This window comes from Microvirga sp. GN3 (genome assembly GCF_055792825.1).
This window is the reverse complement of sequence record NZ_JBVVAK010000047.1, coordinates 23,520-42,680: the sequence shown is the minus strand read 5'-3', so window position 1 is coordinate 42,680 and position 19,161 is coordinate 23,520. Positions and strand designations below refer to the sequence as shown.

At 60.0% G+C, this 19,161-nt stretch carries 19 protein-coding genes and 1 pseudogene; 5 read left to right on the top strand and 15 right to left on the bottom strand.

The window, feature by feature from the left end; genetic code table 11:
• Positions 1-79: 79 nt before the first annotated feature.
• Both ACS5Q1_RS21860 and ACS5Q1_RS21855 read right to left on the bottom strand, forming a co-directional pair.
• On the bottom strand, positions 80-1,399 hold the full coding sequence (locus ACS5Q1_RS21860; RefSeq protein ID WP_473100148.1) for a sensor histidine kinase: 1,320 nt from the start codon (positions 1,397-1,399) through the stop codon (positions 80-82).
• Positions 1,396-2,136: a response regulator gene (locus ACS5Q1_RS21855; protein ID WP_473100168.1), complete on the bottom strand. Its 741-nt coding sequence runs from the start codon at positions 2,134-2,136 to the stop codon at positions 1,396-1,398. Before ACS5Q1_RS21855 ends, ACS5Q1_RS21860 begins: the two co-directional genes overlap by 4 nt.
• Before the next feature lie 426 nt (positions 2,137-2,562).
• Here ACS5Q1_RS21855 and ACS5Q1_RS21850 point away from each other — a divergent pair, with 426 nt between their 5' ends.
• Together ACS5Q1_RS21850 and msrA are read left to right on the top strand one after the other, a co-directional pair.
• Positions 2,563-4,332 (top strand): cytochrome c biogenesis protein DipZ, encoded by a 1,770-nt coding sequence (locus tag ACS5Q1_RS21850; protein ID WP_473100147.1) that lies wholly within the window; start codon positions 2,563-2,565, stop codon positions 4,330-4,332.
• A gap of 11 nt (positions 4,333-4,343) precedes the next feature.
• Positions 4,344-5,081, top strand: a complete 738-nt coding sequence (msrA, locus tag ACS5Q1_RS21845) for a peptide-methionine (S)-S-oxide reductase MsrA (protein WP_473100146.1) — start codon at positions 4,344-4,346, stop codon at positions 5,079-5,081.
• Positions 5,082-5,381: 300 nt separating this feature from the next.
• Here the strand turns inward: msrA and ACS5Q1_RS21840 are convergent, their stop codons facing one another.
• The 7 genes from ACS5Q1_RS21840 to ACS5Q1_RS21810 form a co-directional block, all read right to left on the bottom strand.
• Complete coding sequence (locus ACS5Q1_RS21840; RefSeq protein ID WP_473100167.1) at positions 5,382-6,332, bottom strand: alpha/beta fold hydrolase; 951 nt, start codon at positions 6,330-6,332, stop codon at positions 5,382-5,384.
• Between the two features lie 708 nt (positions 6,333-7,040).
• Positions 7,041-8,060 carry an ABC transporter ATP-binding protein gene (locus ACS5Q1_RS21835; protein ID WP_473100145.1) on the bottom strand — a complete coding sequence of 340 codons (1,020 nt, stop codon included), beginning with the start codon at positions 8,058-8,060 and terminating at the stop codon, positions 7,041-7,043.
• Between the two features lie 32 nt (positions 8,061-8,092).
• Positions 8,093-8,947, bottom strand: coding sequence for a carbohydrate ABC transporter permease (locus ACS5Q1_RS21830; protein ID WP_473100144.1), 855 nt, complete (start codon positions 8,945-8,947; stop codon positions 8,093-8,095).
• Positions 8,944-9,804, bottom strand: coding sequence for a carbohydrate ABC transporter permease (locus ACS5Q1_RS21825; RefSeq protein ID WP_473100166.1), 861 nt, complete (start codon positions 9,802-9,804; stop codon positions 8,944-8,946). The genes ACS5Q1_RS21830 and ACS5Q1_RS21825 overlap by 4 nt, the downstream gene beginning before the upstream one ends.
• A 76-nt stretch (positions 9,805-9,880) precedes the next feature.
• Positions 9,881-11,104: an ABC transporter substrate-binding protein gene (locus tag ACS5Q1_RS21820; protein ID WP_473100165.1), complete on the bottom strand. Its 1,224-nt coding sequence runs from the start codon at positions 11,102-11,104 to the stop codon at positions 9,881-9,883.
• A 51-nt stretch (positions 11,105-11,155) separates the two neighbouring features.
• Positions 11,156-11,959 carry an SDR family NAD(P)-dependent oxidoreductase gene (locus tag ACS5Q1_RS21815; protein ID WP_473100143.1) on the bottom strand — a complete coding sequence of 268 codons (804 nt, stop codon included), beginning with the start codon at positions 11,957-11,959 and terminating at the stop codon, positions 11,156-11,158.
• Positions 11,956-12,723 carry a FadR/GntR family transcriptional regulator gene (locus tag ACS5Q1_RS21810; protein ID WP_473100142.1) on the bottom strand — a complete coding sequence of 256 codons (768 nt, stop codon included), beginning with the start codon at positions 12,721-12,723 and terminating at the stop codon, positions 11,956-11,958. The genes ACS5Q1_RS21815 and ACS5Q1_RS21810 overlap by 4 nt, the downstream gene beginning before the upstream one ends.
• Before the next feature lie 121 nt (positions 12,724-12,844).
• Here ACS5Q1_RS21810 and ACS5Q1_RS21805 point away from each other — a divergent pair, with 121 nt between their 5' ends.
• The 3 genes from ACS5Q1_RS21805 to ACS5Q1_RS21795 all read left to right on the top strand — a co-directional run bounded on the left by ACS5Q1_RS21805 (position 12,845) and on the right by ACS5Q1_RS21795 (position 15,346).
• Positions 12,845-13,981: a mandelate racemase/muconate lactonizing enzyme family protein gene (locus tag ACS5Q1_RS21805; RefSeq protein WP_473100141.1), complete on the top strand. Its 1,137-nt coding sequence runs from the start codon at positions 12,845-12,847 to the stop codon at positions 13,979-13,981.
• A gap of 163 nt (positions 13,982-14,144) precedes the next feature.
• Positions 14,145-15,011 carry a DUF6772 family protein gene (locus ACS5Q1_RS21800; protein ID WP_473100164.1) on the top strand — a complete coding sequence of 289 codons (867 nt, stop codon included), beginning with the start codon at positions 14,145-14,147 and terminating at the stop codon, positions 15,009-15,011.
• Positions 15,011-15,346, top strand: a complete 336-nt coding sequence (locus ACS5Q1_RS21795; RefSeq protein ID WP_473100140.1) for a hypothetical protein — start codon at positions 15,011-15,013, stop codon at positions 15,344-15,346. Before ACS5Q1_RS21800 ends, ACS5Q1_RS21795 begins: the two co-directional genes overlap by 1 nt.
• On the opposite strand, the pseudogene ACS5Q1_RS21790 reads toward ACS5Q1_RS21795, so the two are convergent.
• The 6 genes and pseudogenes from ACS5Q1_RS21790 to ACS5Q1_RS21765 form a co-directional block, all read right to left on the bottom strand.
• Positions 15,331-15,516 (bottom strand): annotated as a pseudogene (locus tag ACS5Q1_RS21790) (carboxylesterase family protein); the annotation flags it as partial. The gene ACS5Q1_RS21795 and the pseudogene ACS5Q1_RS21790 overlap by 16 nt on opposite strands.
• A 33-nt stretch (positions 15,517-15,549) precedes the next feature.
• The gene (locus ACS5Q1_RS21785; RefSeq protein WP_473100139.1) at positions 15,550-16,506 is read right to left on the bottom strand and encodes a catechol 2,3-dioxygenase; all 957 of its coding nucleotides are present in this window, start codon (positions 16,504-16,506) and stop codon (positions 15,550-15,552) included.
• A 50-nt stretch (positions 16,507-16,556) separates the two neighbouring features.
• Positions 16,557-17,246 (bottom strand): substrate-binding domain-containing protein, encoded by a 690-nt coding sequence (locus ACS5Q1_RS21780; RefSeq protein WP_473100138.1) that lies wholly within the window; start codon positions 17,244-17,246, stop codon positions 16,557-16,559.
• Positions 17,247-17,339: 93 nt separating this feature from the next.
• On the bottom strand, positions 17,340-17,465 hold the full coding sequence (locus ACS5Q1_RS21775) for a hypothetical protein (RefSeq protein ID WP_473100171.1): 126 nt from the start codon (positions 17,463-17,465) through the stop codon (positions 17,340-17,342).
• A gap of 165 nt (positions 17,466-17,630) precedes the next feature.
• Positions 17,631-18,353, bottom strand: coding sequence for a transporter substrate-binding domain-containing protein (locus tag ACS5Q1_RS21770; protein WP_473100137.1), 723 nt, complete (start codon positions 18,351-18,353; stop codon positions 17,631-17,633).
• A gap of 51 nt (positions 18,354-18,404) precedes the next feature.
• Complete coding sequence (locus ACS5Q1_RS21765) at positions 18,405-19,145, bottom strand: hypothetical protein (protein WP_473100136.1); 741 nt, start codon at positions 19,143-19,145, stop codon at positions 18,405-18,407.
• Positions 19,146-19,161 lie beyond the last annotated feature (16 nt).

The window sequence follows — 19,161 nt, the reverse complement described above, 5'->3', positions numbered from 1 at the left end:
AGCGGCTAAATCCACTTTCGGAGTGGCTTCTAAACCGCCTCGTTTCGTGGCCGAGCGTGCTGGCTGCCCAAGGGTGATGTCACCCAAGGACTATCTCGGCAGCCAGCCCTCCTTCGGACCTGTTCTTGAGATTAAGCGAGCCGCCGATTGCCAGTGCTAACTGGTAAGCTATGGCTAGGCCGAGACCAGTTCCACCTGTATTGCGGTTGCGGGACTGTTCAAGACGATAGAATGGCTGCAGAACTGCCTCAAGGTGGCCATCGGGGATGCCTGGCCCGTTATCGAGCACGGTGATACAGATTCGCCCTTCGGGCGTTTTCCTGACATTAACTTCAGCTTCCCCGGCAAATTTCAGAGCATTATCGATGAGATTTGTAAGGATGCGCCTGAGCGCATGTGGTCGTGTCACAACAACGGCATCGATCATCCTGGGAGATGTCACCGCCTTTCCGGTATCCTGATAGTCGAATACGATGCTCTCGACGAAAGAGCTGATATCGATACGCGCCGGCTTCTCGACATTGCCGTGCGCGGTTCTGGCATAGGTCACACCCTCGTGAACAAGCCTCTCTATTTCAGAGAGATCGTTGATCAACTTTTCCTTATCCGGACTGTCTTCCGCCATCTCGGCACGAAGTTTCATACGAGTGATAGGAGTCTGAAGATCGTGGGAGATAGCGGCGAGAATCTGCACGCGCTCCTCCAGATAGTGTGCGATCCGATCCCGCATGGCGTTGAATGCCGTCGCAGCATAGGCGACCTCGGTCGGTCCGGTCTCCTCCAGGCGTGTCGCCTTGCTGCTCGGATCCAATGTCTCGGCTGCTTTGGCGAGCCGAAGAAGTGGCCTGATCGCCAAACGCACTGCAAACCAGGTGCAAAGAATGAGAAGCAGAAGTTGTGCGATCAGAACATAGGGAAGCCAGGCCGCGAGAGGCAAGACCTTTGGCCTTAGATCGATCGTGACTTGTGCACCGTCGTTGAGCGTCACATGGGCCTGTAAACGTTGCGGGCTACCGGGAATGGCTTCAACTGTGACCGGAAAGCGATGTCCCACTGCCTCACGGATGGTTTCGGCAATCTCGGCACCCAGACGGCTGAGTTCGGGTACACCGGGGAGACCTGGACCGAGTTCATATCGGTAGTTCCCTCGCTCCAGCATTGTGACCCATTGCTGGCGTTCGTTTGCGGGGAGGCGCTCGAGCAGGGCAATCGAGGTGCCGACGTCTTTCTCCAGGTTACCGAGCATCATGGTTTTGGCGGTCATGTAGCGCTCGAGGAACAAGACGCCGAAGGAAAGGGCGTGCGCAGCTGCCAGCCCGGCAAAGAGGATGACAAAGAGCCGCCACCGCAGGGTTCGCGGGAAGGGGAAGAACCGTTGAAACCAACCGATTAAGTTCATTGTCGTGCTATGGTGATCTCAACCGGCATCGCGAGGACATAGCCCTCGCTGCGGACGGTCTTGATATAGGCTGGCTCGCGTGCATCGTCGCGAAGGCGTTGTCGCAGCCGGCTGACGAGCAGATCTATCGAGCGGTCGAACAATTCGGCTTCGCGTCCTTGGGTTAAATTAAGCAGTTGATCCCGCGAGAGGACCCGTTGCGGATGGTCCAAGAAGACACGGAGCAGGCGGTATTCGGCGCCGCTCAACGCGACAGCCGTTCCATCCTTGTCAAGGAGATGCCGCATTGTTGTATCGAGTTGCCACGCTCCGAAGGTGAGTAATTGCCCAACCTCCGTCACCTGAAGATTCGGCGGCATCATGCGTGTGCGGCGCAGGACCGCTTTGATCCTGGCAAGCAGCTCGCGGGCAGCAAAAGGCTTTACAAGGTAATCATCGGCACCCATCTCCAGACCGATGATCTTATCGGTCTCATCGCTTCGTGCGGTCAGCATCAGGATCGGCGTGGATTTGTGCTTGCCTGCTCGCAGTTCACGGCAAAGCACGAGCCCGTCGTCGCCCGGCATCATGACATCCAAAACAATGAGGTCGACCCGGTTGGCTTCAAGAAATGACCGCATTTGCCGCCCGTCCGCAGCGACAGTGACACGCAGCCCATTTTTCTTCAGGTAGCTGGAAACGAGCTCCCGGATCTCTCGATCATCATCCACGATCAGGATGTGGTCTGTATGCTCCATACCTATCGCCCCGGATTGTGCCTGCTCCATTTTAGCAGTTCGGCCGATGGGGAACCCCCATCTCCTCTGAGAGATTTGTATCGGTCTGTAACATTCCCGACGACCGATACACAGCCTGACAAAATTCCCGTCCGTGCTGTGCTATCCACCTATCCACGCAGCCTCGGTGCGGGCTCACTCAGCCGCCAGTCTATAGCATTAGTCTTCAATCGTAATCTTCATGACCAAGACTGAAAGGGGCAACCACGAAACCTTGCCCTTTGTTGATTTCCGTGTCGCCCCTGCCCCCGGCTGCTACCCCTACACTTCGTTACAATTCTGCCCCTCCAGAAAACACTCAGGATACTTTGCGCTGTTCAGTTGTGAAGCGAGTTCAACACCGGCCCAACCCTCGTTCTGTATGGGTCGGGCCTGAGAGGACCAGCCATGACCCTGTTTGTAGCTTCTTATCTAGCGGGTATTCTGACAATCGTCAGTCCCTGCATTCTCCCGATCCTACCGTTCGTCTTTTCGCGAGCAGGCCAACCTTTTGTCCGCAGCGTTCTGCCGATGCTGGCCGGCATGGCGATCACCTTCGCCGCGGTCGCGACGCTCGCGGCCGTGGGCGGAAGCTGGGCGGTACACGCGAACGAGATCGGGCGTTCTGCCGCCATTGCATTGCTTGGCATGTTCGGCGTGACCCTCATCTCGTCACGCGCTGCGGCCCTCCTGACCCGGCCCGTGGTCGCCCTCGGCAGCCGGTTGTCCGGTACGCCGGCCACGGAAAAGCCGAGTGTTGGTGGATCGCTCCTGCTCGGCGCAGCGACTGGCCTTCTTTGGGCGCCCTGCGCTGGTCCGATCTTGGGGTTGGTCCTGACGGGTGCTGCCTTCCGGGGTGTCAATCCGCAGACATCTTTGCTGTTGGTGGCCTACGCCGCTGGCGCGGCGACATCCCTGGCTCTGGCGGTCGTTGCGGGCGGCAAAGTATTTGCCGGCATGAAGCGCTCCCTCAGCCTCAGCCATCGCATTCGACAGGGCTTAGGTATCGCCGTTCTCGCGGGCGTTGCGACGATCACTCTCGGCCTCGACACCGGTCTTCTGACGCGCCTATCTTATGCGAGCACCGCCGGGATCGAACAATCCGTGCTGGATCGGGTTCATGACAAATCCGGCGCAGCTTCGGCGAGTTCCTTAGGCCCCAGCATGAGGCTGGCTGCAAACGATGCCCGACAGGGCTATCGCAGCAGCCTGCCGATCGAGGGCAGGCTTCCGTCCCTTGATGGTGCCGTGAAGTGGTTGAACTCCGAGCCACTAACCGCTGAACAACTCCGCGGTAAGGTCGTCCTCGTCGACTTCTGGACCTACTCCTGCATCAACTGCATTCGCACGATCCCCTACGTGCGGGCCTGGGCCGAGAAGTACAAGGAGCAGGGTCTCGTCGTGATCGGCGTGCATGCGCCCGAGTTCGCGTTCGAAAAGCGGATCCACAACGTGGAACGCGCGATCCAGAACTTCACGATTACCTACCCGGTGGCGGTCGATAACGACTTCAAAATCTGGCGCGCCTTCCGGAACAGCTACTGGCCCGCGCACTACTTCATCGATGCGCAGGGCCAAATCAGGCATCATCACTTCGGTGAGGGTGACTATCAGCGTTCAGAGCAGGTCATCCAGGAACTGCTGGCAGAAGCAGCAGGTGACCGGAGAGCCGATGGCGGCTTTGTAGCGCCAGATGGACAGGGTGCTCAGGCCGCCGCCGATTTCGCAACGGTTCGGTCCGGTGAGATCTATCTTGGCTACCTGAGAGCGGCGAACTTCGGTTCGCCTGAACAGATTGCTGACGGCCAGGCGCAGAATTATACTGCCGGGCAGTTGCGGCTCAATGAATGGAGCCTCGCCGGGAACTGGACGGTTGAAGCCGAGCAGGCTGTTCTCAACCGGTCCGGAGGGGCGATCTCCTACAAGTTCCGCGCAAGAGACTTGCATCTCGTTCTCGGTCCCGGCGCGGACGGCAAACCGGTGCGGTTCCAGGTAACCGTCGACGGCAAAGCCCCGGGGATGAACCATGGAGCGGACATTGACGCCGCCGGCAACGGGACTGTCTCGGAAACCCGGCTCTACCAGCTGGTTCGTCAGGAAGGCGACGTGCGCGAACGCACCTTCGAAGTTCGGTTCCTCGATCCCGGCGTCGAAGCCTACGTGTTCACTTTCGGCTAGGGGAAAATCCAATGTTTATTGATGATTGGCATCCTGTCAGGCCTCGCCCGAGATCGAGCAAAGCGGTTGTGATTGGCGCGATGCTCGGCCTTTTCGGCTTGGCGACTGCTGCCCAGGTCCCGTCGGTCGCAGAGGCTCCGAGACCGGTACCCGCTTCACTGATCGACCTACCTAAGGAGAATGGCTTACAGACAGCCGTTCTTGCCGGCGGCTGCTTTTGGGGCATCCAGGGCATATTTCAGCATGTCGAAGGCGTCGTCAGCGCGACATCCGGATATGCTGGAGGAAGTGCCGAGACCGCCAGCTACGAGCAGACGGAAACCGGATTGACAGCCCACGCTGAAGCGGTTCGTGTCGTGTTCGACCCTCAGAAAATCAGCTATGGGACGCTGCTCCGGATCTTCTTTTCCGCAGCCCACGATCCAACGCAGCTCGATCGTCAAGGGCCGGACATTGGCCCGCAATATCGCTCTGCGATCTTTCCTGTGAATGAACGGCAGGCAAACGTCGCGGCCAACTACATCAAGCAACTGAATGAAGCCAAATCGTTCAGATCAGAGATCGCAACGACGATTGAGCCCGGGCAATCCTTCTATGAGGCAGAGCCGTATCATCAGGACTACATGTACCGCAATCCAACCCAGTCCTACATCCTGATCCAGGAGCGGCCAAAGATTGATGCTCTGAAACGCTTATTTCCTGACCTCTATAGAGAGCAACCTTCTCTCATAGCTGGAGGGGGCGAATGATGGAACCGTCTCATCGACGTCTCATAGGAGGACCAGTGGGTGAAGGCGGGCTGACTACTGCTTCGAAGGGTGGAACGGGTTTGAATCAATCCCGCTCCGGCTGCGACAGCTGTCGATAGTGAGGGCGAGCCCCGCCATGCCAGTCCAGTCCCGCTGGGAACAGGCCGTCGCCCGGAAGCTCATGCGCGCGCTGCTTGGCACATTGGTCGAGCTCTCAACGATTGCTCGACCGGCTGTCCATCAGGAAATCGGAAACAGTCCGCTCAGGATCTCGCTGTGCTCGGAGCTGGAACTGCATGGTTATCGAAACGAGGCGCGTATCTCCTCAATGGCTTGCTTCGGACTTTGCAAGTGGGGATAGTGTCCGATGTCAGGCAGAAGCTTGATATCCGTCTTGATCTTTTCGGCGAACTCGATGCCCATTTCCTTTTTGATATAGATATCCCTCTCGCCCCAAACCACTTTCACCGGGGTCGTTAGTCTGCTTAAGTTCGCCTCGAAGTACTCTTCGTCTCGTGTGAAGTTGGAGTAGTAGTAATAGAAAGCGTCTGCGGATGTCATGCCGCCATGGCTCCATCCACGGGACATGTCATTCTTGAAGTCAGCAGAAATTTCAAACTGCTCTCCTTTTGACAAACCTCTCCTGAAGGCGTTTTCGAGAATTTCCCCACTCGTCTGGTTCATGTAGGCGCGTGTCTTAGCTGCCGAAGGTTCCGACTTCAGACTTTGCAAACTCTCGTACATATATTGGGGCCTGTTGAACGGAGCGAAGTCGCCAACAATGATGGTCCTCGCAATTTGTGGTTCTTCCAGAGCCAAAAGAAGTGCCGGGAGAGCTCCGATATCTGTTGCGTAGATCGTGAGCCTCGATGTAGCGATGTTCGCCTTCCTGATATACTCTCGCAGCACACGCGCGTAGTCTTTTGGCGAGTAAGAAAACCTGTCGGCCGAAGGCCTCGATGAAAACCCGTAACCCGGCCAGTCGATGGCATGGACTTCGTATTCAGCGGAAAGTGCCAAGGAAATGTCTTTCCAGGCACACAGCGTCTCAGGAAATCCGTGCAGGAGAAGTACGGTCCCTTTCGAGCTTGAGTTATGCGCCACCATTCTTCTGAGCGTGATATCAGAGTTGATTTCTAGGTAGTCGATGTCCAGTTTCTGCGCTTGCGCAGGATGATTGTCGTTGCATCCCCAAGCAACCGAGGAACCGAGAGCAAGAGTGAAAAAAGTGGGCAGCCACAGCTTGAACATGTCAGTATCCCTCAACGGTGTAGACGGCCAGGTTCCGGAGGTGGCATCCGGGGTGGAGAAGAGCCCACCCTGAATGTCGACAATACTGGAAGATTGGAACGGCGCCGACAGGTTCACGAGCAAGGAGCCGGTCATAGCACCGGGTGACATGCCGCGTTACTTGGCGGAGCGACAGGCCGTTGCAGTGTTCTGGACGGAACTCACGCACCGTAGCCATTTGAGCGCTCCTTCCCGGATATGTGCATATGCTCGTATATGCGCCTAAATCAACCGGGCTAAGGCAAGCCTTGTGTCGCGAATCTGGAACAAAGGTGTCAAAAGGAACGGATCGTCCATCATGTAACCGGCTAGCGCCGCCTTCCCGATAGGTTCAATCAACGCCGCCCCCCAATTGCCTCGGCAGTCGTACAGCCCCCCAAGTTCCTAAGATAGGTCGACCGTCCCTCATCACGCGCCATGGAAGCTGGGCATCATATGGATGAAGCGGCCGCCGATCTGCCTCGCATAGTCGAGGCCCTTAGTGACGCTGGCTTTGAGATCCAACATCCCAACCTCGGATGTATGCAATGCCCTTCTCTCCAGGCTAAGGCCTCTGCCAGATGCGCCAGACCCTGACCTTTGGGAGATCTGAAAAGATGCGTGGCGCACCCGGAACCCGAGACAAATCACCTCGTAAAGCCGGCAAGGGATATAGGCGATCTTGCAAATCTAATTTGCCCGTCGGCCGGCGCCGTCGAAAAAGTGCAAACGGTCCGGCGCGATGGTGAGCCCCACGGCGGTATCTGCATCGACTGCCTGGCCGTCGTATGCCACGAGGAAAACCTCACCGCCGGGCAGTTCCACGTGCAGCAACGAGGACGCGCCGGTATACTCGCTGAGGAGCACTCTCCCGCTGACGAGTCCCGAACCGGGGTCGGTCAGCTTGAGGTCCTCAGGTCGCATGCCGACCTGGCTCGAACCGTCTGGATGGGCGGGCAAAGCTTTCGCGACCGAGCCAATCGGAAGGATGTTCATTTTCGGACTGCCGATGAACTGCGCCACGAACAGATTGCCAGGCCGCTCGTAGAGTTCACGTGGCGTGCCGACCTGCTCCACGAGTCCGTCACGCAGCACCACGATCTTGTCAGCCAGCGTCATAGCCTCGATCTGATCATGCGTCACGTAGATCATGGTGCTGCCAAGACGCTTGTGCAGCGAAGCGATCTCGGAGCGCATGTGGACGCGCAGCTCCGCATCAAGGTTCGACAGAGGTTCGTCGAACAGAAACACCTCGGGGTTGCCGACGATGGCGCGGCCGATGGCGACGCGCTGCCGCTGTCCGCCGGAGAGCTCGCGCGGAAAGCGGTCGAGGAGAGGTTCCAGCTTGAGCGTTCGGGCTGCCTCCCCGACGCGGCGGGCCCGCTCCTCGGCCGGCACCTTCCGAACCTTGAGGCCAAATCCCATATTGTCGCGCACGTTGAGATGCGGATAGAGCGCGTATGACTGGAACACCATCGCGACCCCGCGACGGGCCGGCGGCGTCTCGTTGACGATGCGGTTCCCGATCTTCAACACACCTGAGCTGATGTCCTCCAGGCCCGAGATCATGCGCAGCAGCGTAGATTTCCCGCAGCCGGAGGGCCCGACGAAGACGACGAACTCACCCTCGTCGACCGAGAGATCGACGCCACGAATGACTTCGGTCCGGCCGAAGTGCTTCTTGATGTTGCTGAGGGAGAGGCTGGTCATGGCAAGATCCGATATGCGGCCGGGATTGCAACCTAGCCCTTCACGCCGGAGAGCGCGAAGCTCTCGATGATCTGGCGCTGGGCGATGATGTAGACGACGAGGATCGGGATGACGGCGAGGCCTGTGGCGGCCAATTGCAGGTGCCAGAGCGGCGTGCCGTAAGGGTCCGTGAAGTTTGACAGCGCCAGCGGCAAAGTGAACTTCTCCAGTGACGAGACGAAGATCAACGGTTCCAGAAAGAGATTCCAGGAGTTGAGGAACGTAATGATGGCGACGGCGGCAAGTGCCGGCCGGGACATGGGCAGTGCGATGCTCCACCAGACACCCAGCCGCGATAGACCATCCATCTTGCCCGCGTCCTCAAGCTCCTTCGGCAAGGCGAGAAAGTACTGACGCATGAGGAAGGTCGCCATAATACCCTGCGGCCCGAAGGTCGGCAGCAGGATCAGCGGCCAGTGTGTGTCCACGAAACCGGCCCAGCGCATCATGAAGAAATTGGGGATGATCGTCACTTCCTCGGGAACCATCAGCGCGGAGACAAGGAAGAGCGCAATCAGCGCCGCGCCGGCAAACCGCATGCGCGCCAGCGCATAGCCGGCGAGCGACGAGACGAACAGCGTCAATACCGTCACGGTGACGGCAATGTAGAGCGAGTTGAAGTATTGCCGCGCGAAGGGCTGATGGTTGAAAACATCGATGAAGTTCTGCCATTGCCATTCGCGTGGGACGAGGCTGGGTGACCCGAAAATCTCAGCCGCGCTCTTGAAGCCGGATGAGACCATCCAAAGGAAAGGAAAGACGAAGGGAATGGCGACGATGCAGAGCGCAATCGTCCAGCAAACCTGATTGATGATGCGGATCCGACGCCGCGTGAGTGATGCAGTCACGTGTCCCTCCGGCGCAGCACGAGCTGGAAGAGTGTCAGGATCATCACGACGACAAACATGATCATGGCGAGCGCCGACGCGTAGCCGACGTCAAAGAACTGGAAACCCTGCTGATAGATGTAGAATGCGAGGACGAGCGTGCCGTTCTCCGGCCCGCCGCCGGTCATCTGATAGATATGGTCGAACACCTTGAACGATCCGATCGTGGTGATGACCATGATGACCAGCGTCGTGGGTCCTAACAGCGGCCAGGTGATCCAGCGGAAGATCTGCCAGCCCGATGCTCCTTCCAGCCGGGCGGCGGCCTCGTAGTCCCGCGGGATCGCCTGCAGCGCGGCGATATAGAGGATCATGTTGAGGCCCACCATCTTAATGACGCGGGTCACGATCACAGCCGCCATCGCCCAGTTCGGTTCGCGCAGCCAGTTGGGTCCATCGATGCCGATCAAAGCAAGGATCTGGTTGATGAATCCGGCCTCGCCCTGAAGCAGGAATTTCCAGACGATCGCCCACGCTACGGCCGATGTAACCACCGGCGCGAAGAAAACTGTCCGGAAGATGACAACGCCCGCGAAGCGGCCGGACAGGGCAATCGCCAGCGAGAGAGCCAGTGCCATGTTGAGGGGCACCAGCCCGATTGCGAAGACCACCGAGTTGCGGATGACGTGCCAGAAATCCGGATTGCGAAACAGAGCATCATTGTAGTTGTCGAGACCGACGAAGGTGGCCTGCTGGGTGAGCAGGTTCCACTCAGTCAAAGAATACCAGACCACCGCGATCAGTGGCCCGACGAAGAAGATGAGGAAGCCGGCCAGCGTGGGGCTGATGAAGAGCCATGCCTCCATCGCCTCACGCATCTTCAAAGTGAGCCACGGCGCATCCTCGCGGCGCGCCGTGTCCCGAATTGGTAACGCCCCCGCCACTGTCCTGTCCTCAGAGCAGCGGCTGGATGGCGGTGCAGACGGCCTTCAATGAAGATTCCACGTCGGCATTGGCGCGCCACAGGGCATCAACGCGTGGCTTCATCGCAGCGAGGATCTGCGGACTCTTCTCATGGGCCGGTAGCACTTTGCCCTTGGCAATGGCGTCTGCAACGACCTTCATCTGCTCCGGGGGAATGAGGTTGTTGGATTTGATGAAGGCGTCGCTGTCTAGCACGCTCTTACGCGCCGGTGGGAAGAACTGCGCAGCGGCGGCGACGTTCTCCTTGGTCGTCATGTGAGCCACGAACTCGGCTGCGAGCTCCTTCTGCTTGCCGGCGGAGAATACGACAATGCCGGCCTGCCCGATGACCGGTGACTCGCCGCCCGCACCTGTGGGAAGTGGAGCGATACCCCATTTGAAGCCCGCCTTCGGCATGAGCGAGGCACGCGAGATCTGGTTAATGGTCATGGCGGAGCCGCCGGAGAAATAGTCCCCCTGTTCGCCGGGCGGCACGATCGACTTGTCCTTGAAGACCATGTCGTGCAGCTGCTTGACTGCCGCCACGGCCTCAGGTTTGTCGAAGCCGCACTGCTTGTTGGCCCACACGTCTCCTCCAGCGGCGCGGATCGGCGGCATCAGTGCGTGCATGATGCGCGTGTCGTAGCCCTGGCCGTCCTTGAGCTCGAAGCCCCATTTGCCGGTGGCGTCTTTGAGCTTTTTGGCCACTTCCTGGAACTTCACCATGTTCCACTGGCCCTTCGCCGCCAGCGCATTCGGATCTTCCAGACCTGCCTTGTCGAAGAGGTCCTTGTTATAGAAGATCACGAAGGGAGAGGTCGAGAACGGCACTCCGTAGACCTTGTCGCCCGCCGTCCACAGGCCGAGCGCGGGCTTGGAAAAGTCCGCGAAGTCGTAACCTTGGGCCTTGTTCAACGCCGGAGCGAGATTTTCCAGCACACCCGCCGCGGCAAAGGTCGGAGCGGCGTCCTCCATCAACCACCCGGCATCCGGCGGATTGCCGCCGGCCAGCTGGAAGGTCAGCTTCTGGGTATAGTCGCCCGGCGGAATCGTTTCGTACTTGACGGTCACATCCGGGTGCTTCGCCTTGAAGCTCTCCGCGAACCCGTTGAGCATCTTGAGATGCGCTTCGTTGCCCGTCCAGATGGTGAAGCGGAGCTCCGCGGCGCTCAGAGAGCCCGACATCATTGCGAGCGCCAGAGCCGTTGTCGTCATTATCTTTGTTGTGATTTTCATCGTTTTCCTCCCTGCTATATTTGTCTGGGTTTATCTGAGCACGAACTCGCCCGGCAGCGAGCCCGGCGCATCACCGATCGTCCAACCGCCATCGACCGGTATGTCCACGCCGGTCAGGTAGGCCGCTTCGTTCGAACACAGGAAGATCGCGGGTCCCACGCAATCCTCCGGCCGCCCGGGACGCCCGACGGGAATCTTGGCGGCGACGGCATGGCGGAAGGAGGGATCGGCATAGCGGTCCGCCGTGCGTTCCGTTTCGATGGCGCCCGGAGAGATCACGTTCATGGTGACCCCGCGCGCTGCAACCTCACGCGCAATGGCGCGAATGGCCGTGAGCTGCGCCGACTTGAACGCGGCGTAGGCGACGGTCTCGGCCCGCGGCCGGGCCGCCATGACACTGCCTGTGGCCACAACGCGCCCCCATCCCCGCTCCACCATCGCAGGGACAAGCGCGCGGCAGAGCGCCATGAGGGACGCGAAATTTGCGGTGAAATGGCGCGCGAGATGATCCTCCATCACGCCCTGCCAGGGCGTGCGATGCTCGATGGCCGCATTCGCAATCAGGATGTCGACAGGCCCGAATTCGTTCGTCACCTGGCGCGCGAGCGCTTCTGGCGCAGAAGGGTCCAGGAAATCCGCTTCGAAATCCATCGCGGCGCGGCCGATGGCGCCGATCTCGGCACGGATCGACGCCAAGCCCTGCCGGTCGCCGTGACCATGGACCGCCACATCCGCACCCTGCCTCGCCAATCCCAGCGCGATCGCGCGCCCGATGCCCGAATTGGCACCGGTCACCATCGCGCGGCGGCCAAGGAGGGAGAAGGCGCCCGTCACCGCTGCACCTCCCCGTCCTTGCCGAGCTTTTCGGCAACTTCGAGCGAAGCGATGTCCGCCGCCTCGAAATGAGCGATGATCTTCTGCTCGGCAAGATCCGGCTTGCCGGCCGCAATCGCCTCAAAGATGGTGCGATGACGCTCGACAGTCGCGTTCCAGTCGGCATCGGTGCGGTTGGCGCGGCGTGAGAAGAGTTCCGAAACCTCGCGCTGGACGGAGCGCATGCCCTCCATCTGAACGCGGATCATGGTGTTGCCCGTCGCCAGCGCGATGCCGAGGTGAAAGAGGATATCGGCCTCGGTGAAGCCCGCCGGTTCCTTTATCGAACTCACCATGTCACGCAGTGCCTGCTCCATGGCAGCCAGCCCCGCCGGATCGCGGCGCTCCGCCGCCAACCGGGCAATCCCCGTCTCGATCACGCGGCGCATCTCATTCGCCTCGCGCAGGCGTTCGAGGCTTGATCGCGCAGCGTAACCGTAGATGCGCTCCATCGGTTCCCCGTTGATCGCCTTGGCGCGCGCAACCTTGCCCTGCTGGGTGAAGATCAGGCCTGCCGCCGCCAGTTGGCGCAGCGCCTCGCGGGCGATGGGCTTGGAAACACCGAACTCGCGGGCAATCTCGCCTTCAGCCGGCAGCGCCTCGCCCGGGGCGATACGACCGTCAAACAGGGCTGCCGCGATCGCATCTGAAACAGTATCCGCCAGTCGAGCCGGCACGACCGGCTTGTCGGAAAAGAGGGGCTTTTTGGCCGATCCTACGCTCATGGGACTCCCGATTTTTCTTATCTGTAACATATCGACAAGAAACATAGCAACTATGTTTTTTAGTTGCTAGGCAGTTGTGTTCTGGGCTATGACCCGTAGTCGAGAAACAGGGAGGAAACGGGTGCCAACCGTAACGAGCAGTGCAGAGATCCGCATTACGGACGTGATCCCCCATCCTCTGACGCAGAAACTGCCGCGTCCGACCGTGACCTCGGGGGGGGCCTACACCGAAGTCTCGATCGTGCTGGTCGAAGTGCGCACCGACGCCGGCATTACCGGCGTGGGCGAGGCGCTGGCACGCTTTTCTCCGAAGGCCTATGCGGAGTTGATCGAGACTTCGCTGAAGCCGCGCCTGATCGGCGGCAATCCGACCGATATCCAAGCACACTGGCGCACGATGCGGCGCGCGCTTTCCGGCCGTGCCGGTGGCATGCTGTTCGAAGCGATCGCCGGGGTGGACATCGCCCTATGGGACATCCTCGGCAAAGTGGCTGGGCTGCCCATTCACCGCCTGCTCGGCGGCATGGGCCGGACAGAGGTGCCCGTCTATGCGGCTTCCGTGAACTGGGGCAGCGAGGAGTTCATGGACCGTGAACTCGACAGCTACCTGGAAAAGGGATTCCCGCGGATCAAAATCAAGATCGCGAATCCTGTCAGAGATGCATGCCGGCGCATTGCCCGCCTGCGAAAACGGGCCGGCGACGATATCGAGCTCTGTGTCGATGCTAATTGGGCCTATACGCTGGAAGAGGCGGTCGAAGTGGGCCGTGCTTTGTCCGACAACGCATATTTCTGGTTCGAGGAGCCGCTGCGTCCCGAGGACGAGGCCGGCTACGAGGAGCTTCACCGCCGGTGCGCCACGCCACTCGCGGCAGGCGAAAGTAATTATACGCTCGATCAGGCGATGCGCCTCGTCTCCAACCGGACGCTCTCCTACCTCCAGCCGGACGTTGCCCGCTCCGGCGGAATCAGTGAGACGCGTCGCATGGCCGAGTTCGCCGCAGCGCATGATGTTCAGTACGCCCCCCATATCGGCATGTCCGGCATCATCTGCGAAATGGCGAGCGTGCATCTTGCCGCGGCGATGCCGAACATTCGCGCCATGGAATGCGAGACCGATTCCAGCCCCTTCAAGACAGCGCTGACGGGTGCCGCGCCCGGCGCAGACCGGCAGAAGAACGGCATGCTGCCGGTGCCCACCGGCCCGGGCCTCGGCATTGAAATCGACTGGGATGCAGTCGCGCGGCTTCGCGCCTAGAGCATCGTGCGGACCCGAAGGGCCACGAAGAACGATGCTCTCATCAAAAGAGGAAGCATCGGATTGGATCCCAAAAGTGGGTCCACTTTCGGGTCCGGTGCTTTAGCGGAGCATGGAGATGAGAATGACTTCGAACGTGCCGACGAACGACCTGACCGAGGCTATGCGGATTGCACTCTTGCGTGCCGATCCCAAGCTCAGTCGATTCGATCCCCTGCCACGCATCATCAGCCATGACAGCTTTTCCACCGGCCATTGCGGCTGGTCGCAGCTCGTCGGCAACTACGAGAACGATCTCGACACGATGCTGCCGGGTTACGCTCAGCACACGAGCGCCATGCTCTCGACGCTGCCGCATTGGGATTCCGGTTCGCATGGCGGCATGGGATCGTCCTACGCCCTCAAGATCGCGACGCGTCCGCGCAAGGGGGCACAGAACGTCGCCATCAAGCGCCACACCTTCCGCCACCGCGGGAAGATCCGGTTCGAGGTCTATTTCACCTTCAAGCCGGAGGCGACGGAACTCAAGCTCAGCGAAACCGATGTGCGCTCGGTCGGCTTCCTGTTCGATCTGCAGTCGGGCGATCAGGACGCCGGCGGCCAGCGTGTGATGCCCCATCTGCGCTTCCTCAATGCGCTGGACGGTCAACACGTGCAGAAATGGCAGTTCAAGCGCAGGACCACCGAACTGAAGCCGATCGGCGACAGCGACAAGACCCTCAGCCATTACCACCTGTCGCCTGAAGACTGGGAAGACTTGCCCGGCGGCGCGCAGCGCCTCTGCTACAACGAGATTCCGACCAAGATCAACTGGACCTACCTCGCGTTCGACTTCGATCTGGAGGAGATGAAGGCGCTGTCCTTCCGCTGCAACGATCGCACGTTCGACATGTCGGGCTTCGAGTCTATCCGCATACCGGCGATGAAAAATCTCTGGTGTATGTTGAATTTTTGCCTTTTCGCTGAAACCGATTCGGACAAGCGTGCTTTCCTGTACGTCGATTCCGTCTGCATCTCGGGAGATTTCTGATGCTGCCGGAGAACATTACCCTCGTGGTCGGCCGAAACGAGTGCTGGTCGGGCCGTGCGGCGACAGAACCTTTTGAAGCGGGTTGGGCCCGCGAGGCCGTCATCTTCGTCCGGGCGTTGAAGGAGCCCAAGGGTGAACAACCCATGGTGCGGATCGAGATCTCGCCCGACGGCATGCGCTGGGTGGCCGAAGGAGCCGAAGCACCGATGCCTTCGCGCGAGGGAGAAATTGCCGTTCTTCGCGTGAAGCACTTTGGCAATTGGCTGCGCGTTGCTGCGGACTATTCACCCGGTGCCGAATGCACCGTCCTGGTGACCGTTCACTTGAAAGCCTGAGCCTCAGGACAATTAATCCATTTCGAGGCCTTGATGAGGTCGAGTACTCCATAGTTCCCCGTTACACCCTGCGGACTTTCCTTGGCCAGTTCGGGAAGAGCCTGGAACCCGAGCTGGCTTGTTCGGTACTGAACCGAGACGACGACGATGCCTCTTGCCGCGAGCTTCGACGCATGGAGCGTACCATCCGATGATAAGGATCTCTATTTCGGCAGCGGTGGCGTACCGTGCGTATGGAAGGACTCGATGGTCTTGAGGCCCCAGGCTTGGCCCTTCTTACGCTCTTCTTCCGTCCAGGTGATTGGCCTCCAGTCTGGTGCCAAAATCAGACGCGCGCCGGCATTCGCCACCTCGACGCGGTTGCCCCCAGGCTCGTAGACGTAAAGGAAGAAGGTCTGCTGGACTGCGTGTTTGTGCGGTCCGGTCTCGATATGGATGCCATTCTCCAGGAAGACATCTGCCGCCCGCAGGATGTCTTCACGGCTATCGAGGGCATAGGTGATGTGGTGAAAGCGACCTTTCACGCCATGAGCTTCGCGGGTATAGGCAAAGTCATAGCTCTTGTTGGTGCAGGTGAGCCACATGCCGGCTTCCGTTCCGTCGTTCAGCACGATCTGCTCGGTCAGGCGAAAGCCCAGATAGCGCTCGAAGAATTCCCGGTTCGCCTTCACGTCGACAGCGAGGCAGTTGAAGTGATCGAGTCGGCGGACATTCACTCCTCGCGCCGGGAAGCGTTGGGCTTGGTTTTTCAGCGCAGGACGCAGATCCGGTGGGGCCTCGTACCACTCCGTCTCATAGTACAGCTCGACGAGATGCCCGTCGGGATCGCGAAACTGATAGGCCGGACCGTGGCCTAATTCTCCCTCATGCCAGCCGACCTCATATCCGGAGCCTTGCAGCGCCCTCACCCGCCGCTGCAGCGCCTGCGGGCTGCGGGCCCGGAAGGCGACATGGCCGAGGCCTGAGGTGTTCGAGGCGGTCAGCTTGAGAGAGTAGCGCTCGTAGTCGTCCCAGGCACGCAGAAAGACGGAATCGCCCTGGCGCCCGCTCTCCGTCATTCCGAGCACATCGACGAATAAGCGCAGGCTTTCATCCGGCTTGGGAGTGAGCACCTCCAGGTGACCGAGATGAGCCACGTCCATGATCGGTTCGTCGTGCATGGCGCTTTCTCCTGGGAGCGAATTCAGGCCGTGAGATGTAGAATCGGGCATCATGCGGGCTCCATGCCGTACTGACGTTTGGCCGCCTCTGCCTCGCGCGAGATCAGGTAGGCAAAGAGGGCACGCGCTTCCTCATGCTGCGAGGACGTACTGGCGATTCCCGCCGTGAACACCGTCACGGCCTGGATCTCCGGTGGAAGGGGACCGAGGATCTCGATGCCGGGAACGTGCAGCAGTTCACTCAGCTGCTGGAAGCCGAGATCCGCCTCGCCACGCACCAGCATCGTACCGACCGGCACGCCAGGAGGGGCTTGGATAAGGCGTTGGGAGACTGATCCGGCGATACCCCAGCGCTCGATCAACTGCAGGAGGTGATCACCGCTTGGCCCCGTGGAGTAACAGATCCTGCGCGCTGCCAGGATGGCTTGCTTGACGCCTTCCTCATCGTCGATGCGGGGGCGCACTGCGCCGTAGCGGACCGCCACCGCCATACCCGAGCGCGCAAATCCGGTTCGGGATCCAGGAGCAATGTGCCCCTCGACCTCCAGTTTCTCCATCACGTTCGATGCGAGGATGATCACGTCCGTGGACTCACCGGCACGAACCAGGCGGGCCGCCTCTACCCCACCCATCGACCTGATCGCGATCCGGGTCCCAGTCCGCCGCTCATACAAGGCAGCGAGATCGGCCAGAACCTGCCGGGTTGCCATGGATGAAAAACCGGTGAGCTGTTTGGTCATTCTTCACTCCGGGGTAATCGAACACACTCCGACCGAGCTCAGTCGACGTATCTCAGCCCAGCCTTGGTCAGCGGTTCGCCCATCCGGTACGGGTCAAGCTGGAGCACGCCGTCGGTCATGAGATCCTCCTTCATCGCGGATGCTGGCGATCTGGCGGTCGCGCCAGTCCTCCAGCGCTTTCGGTGCCGTGGTGTGATGGCCGTGACAGTCGATGATCATCGGAATGCTCTTTGTCGAGTCAACTCGAGTCTATGGTGAAGGTGCGCGCGGCAAGGCTATTGGTGCTTCCGCTCCTGCTTGATCCTACCTTGCTACGTGGAAACGATACTCGTTCTTCGTTACGCTCAAGGAATGCGCCGAACGAGTTCGAAAGGCCTCCGCGGCTTAGGGCAGAGTCACACCTTCGATCCTATGGCGTTTGGCCGCATCGGCCACGAGGCCGTTCACGCGCATCTCGTTGATGAAGGCGTGGGTGAATTCGGCCCCGCGTGGCCGGCCTGCCACAACTCCCATTGCTTGCCGAATGGACATGAAGGGCGGCTCCAGCAGGCGGTGACCCGGCGTTCGCGCCGCCTGCCGATCCATCGCTTGGCGCACGCCCGCCAACCCATCGAGTTTGCCTTCGGCCAACGCGTTTGCGGCTTCATCGAAGTGAGCGAACGGGATGATCTGTGCACCCTGTGCCGCACGACTCAGATGAAGGGCGTAGGCGCTGCCCTGCACAACGCCGATCCGCAGCCCCAATCTGTCCACGTCACCCGCCGTCACCGCAGCTGATGCCTGCGGGACGAGATAGCAACCTTCGATGACGATATAGGGCTCTGTAAAGGCGATCTGCTTGGCTCGCAGTGGATCGACGGCCAGAAAGCAGATGTCCCAGATGTTAGCATCCGCACTGTCTGCGACATCGCCGGCGCGCTCGAACTCGACGAACGTCAGGTCTATGCCTAGCCGTGCGGCGAGCGCGCGAGCCAAGTCGACTGTAATCCCCTCGGCCTCGCCGCTCGTTGGGTTACGCCGCACTAGCACAATGTTGCCATGGTTCAAGGCAACGCGCAGACGTCCTGTCGGCGCGATTTCCCGGACAACGGCGGCAGTATCGTTCATAGGGGTATCCTCTGCGAAAGATGGTCGAACTCAATCGACCGACTCGGCGGGTCAGATGGTCCTCATCCACTCGTCTTCGGTGGGAAATTGGGTAATCATCACCTCAAGCCCGTCCTCGCCGGCCTGAAGTAGCGGTGCCGGGTCGTCCGGCCGCACGAAGATGAGCGACCAGGATCTGTAGCTCTGTCCTTCGTACAGCAGCGCTCCGTTCATTACGATCAGGTATTGCCCGCCCGAGCCGTTCGCCGAAGGTGCTTCGACCGACATCGAAGGACCAAGGCGTATGACCTTGACACACATCCCATCGTCGCCGGGTTGTTCCTCCATGACGGTCTCAATCGAGACCTCGGTGCGATTGCGCAGAACAGGTTCTATCGACGTCACGACGGGTGAGGATACGCGATGGCGCCGCTTTGTCGGCTTCAGTTGATCGCGCACATTGGGTGTAGACAGCTTCACCAACCCGGCATCGGTCTTGGATCGGAGAGTCAGATAGGACAGGCCCTGTGGCCCTGCGATGAGTGGCCCGTAGCCCGTATGGTGGTCGGCATAGTGAGCGGTAATCATATGCGCCGTATCGCGCCCGATGGTGCCACTTCCGGCGATGAAGACTTGAAACTGATCAACGATATGAAAGTGTGAATCGAGTTTCTGGTGTGCGTTCAGGTCGATGCGGAACGCCTGAAGATCGGGCTTCGGCACATCCGAGTTCTTACCGAACAGGTTGATTTTCCAGGAGTCGCCTCGGCGGAAACGCTCAGGTTCCTTTTCGGCGTATGACACGATCTCCACCAGGTTCTCCTCCCAT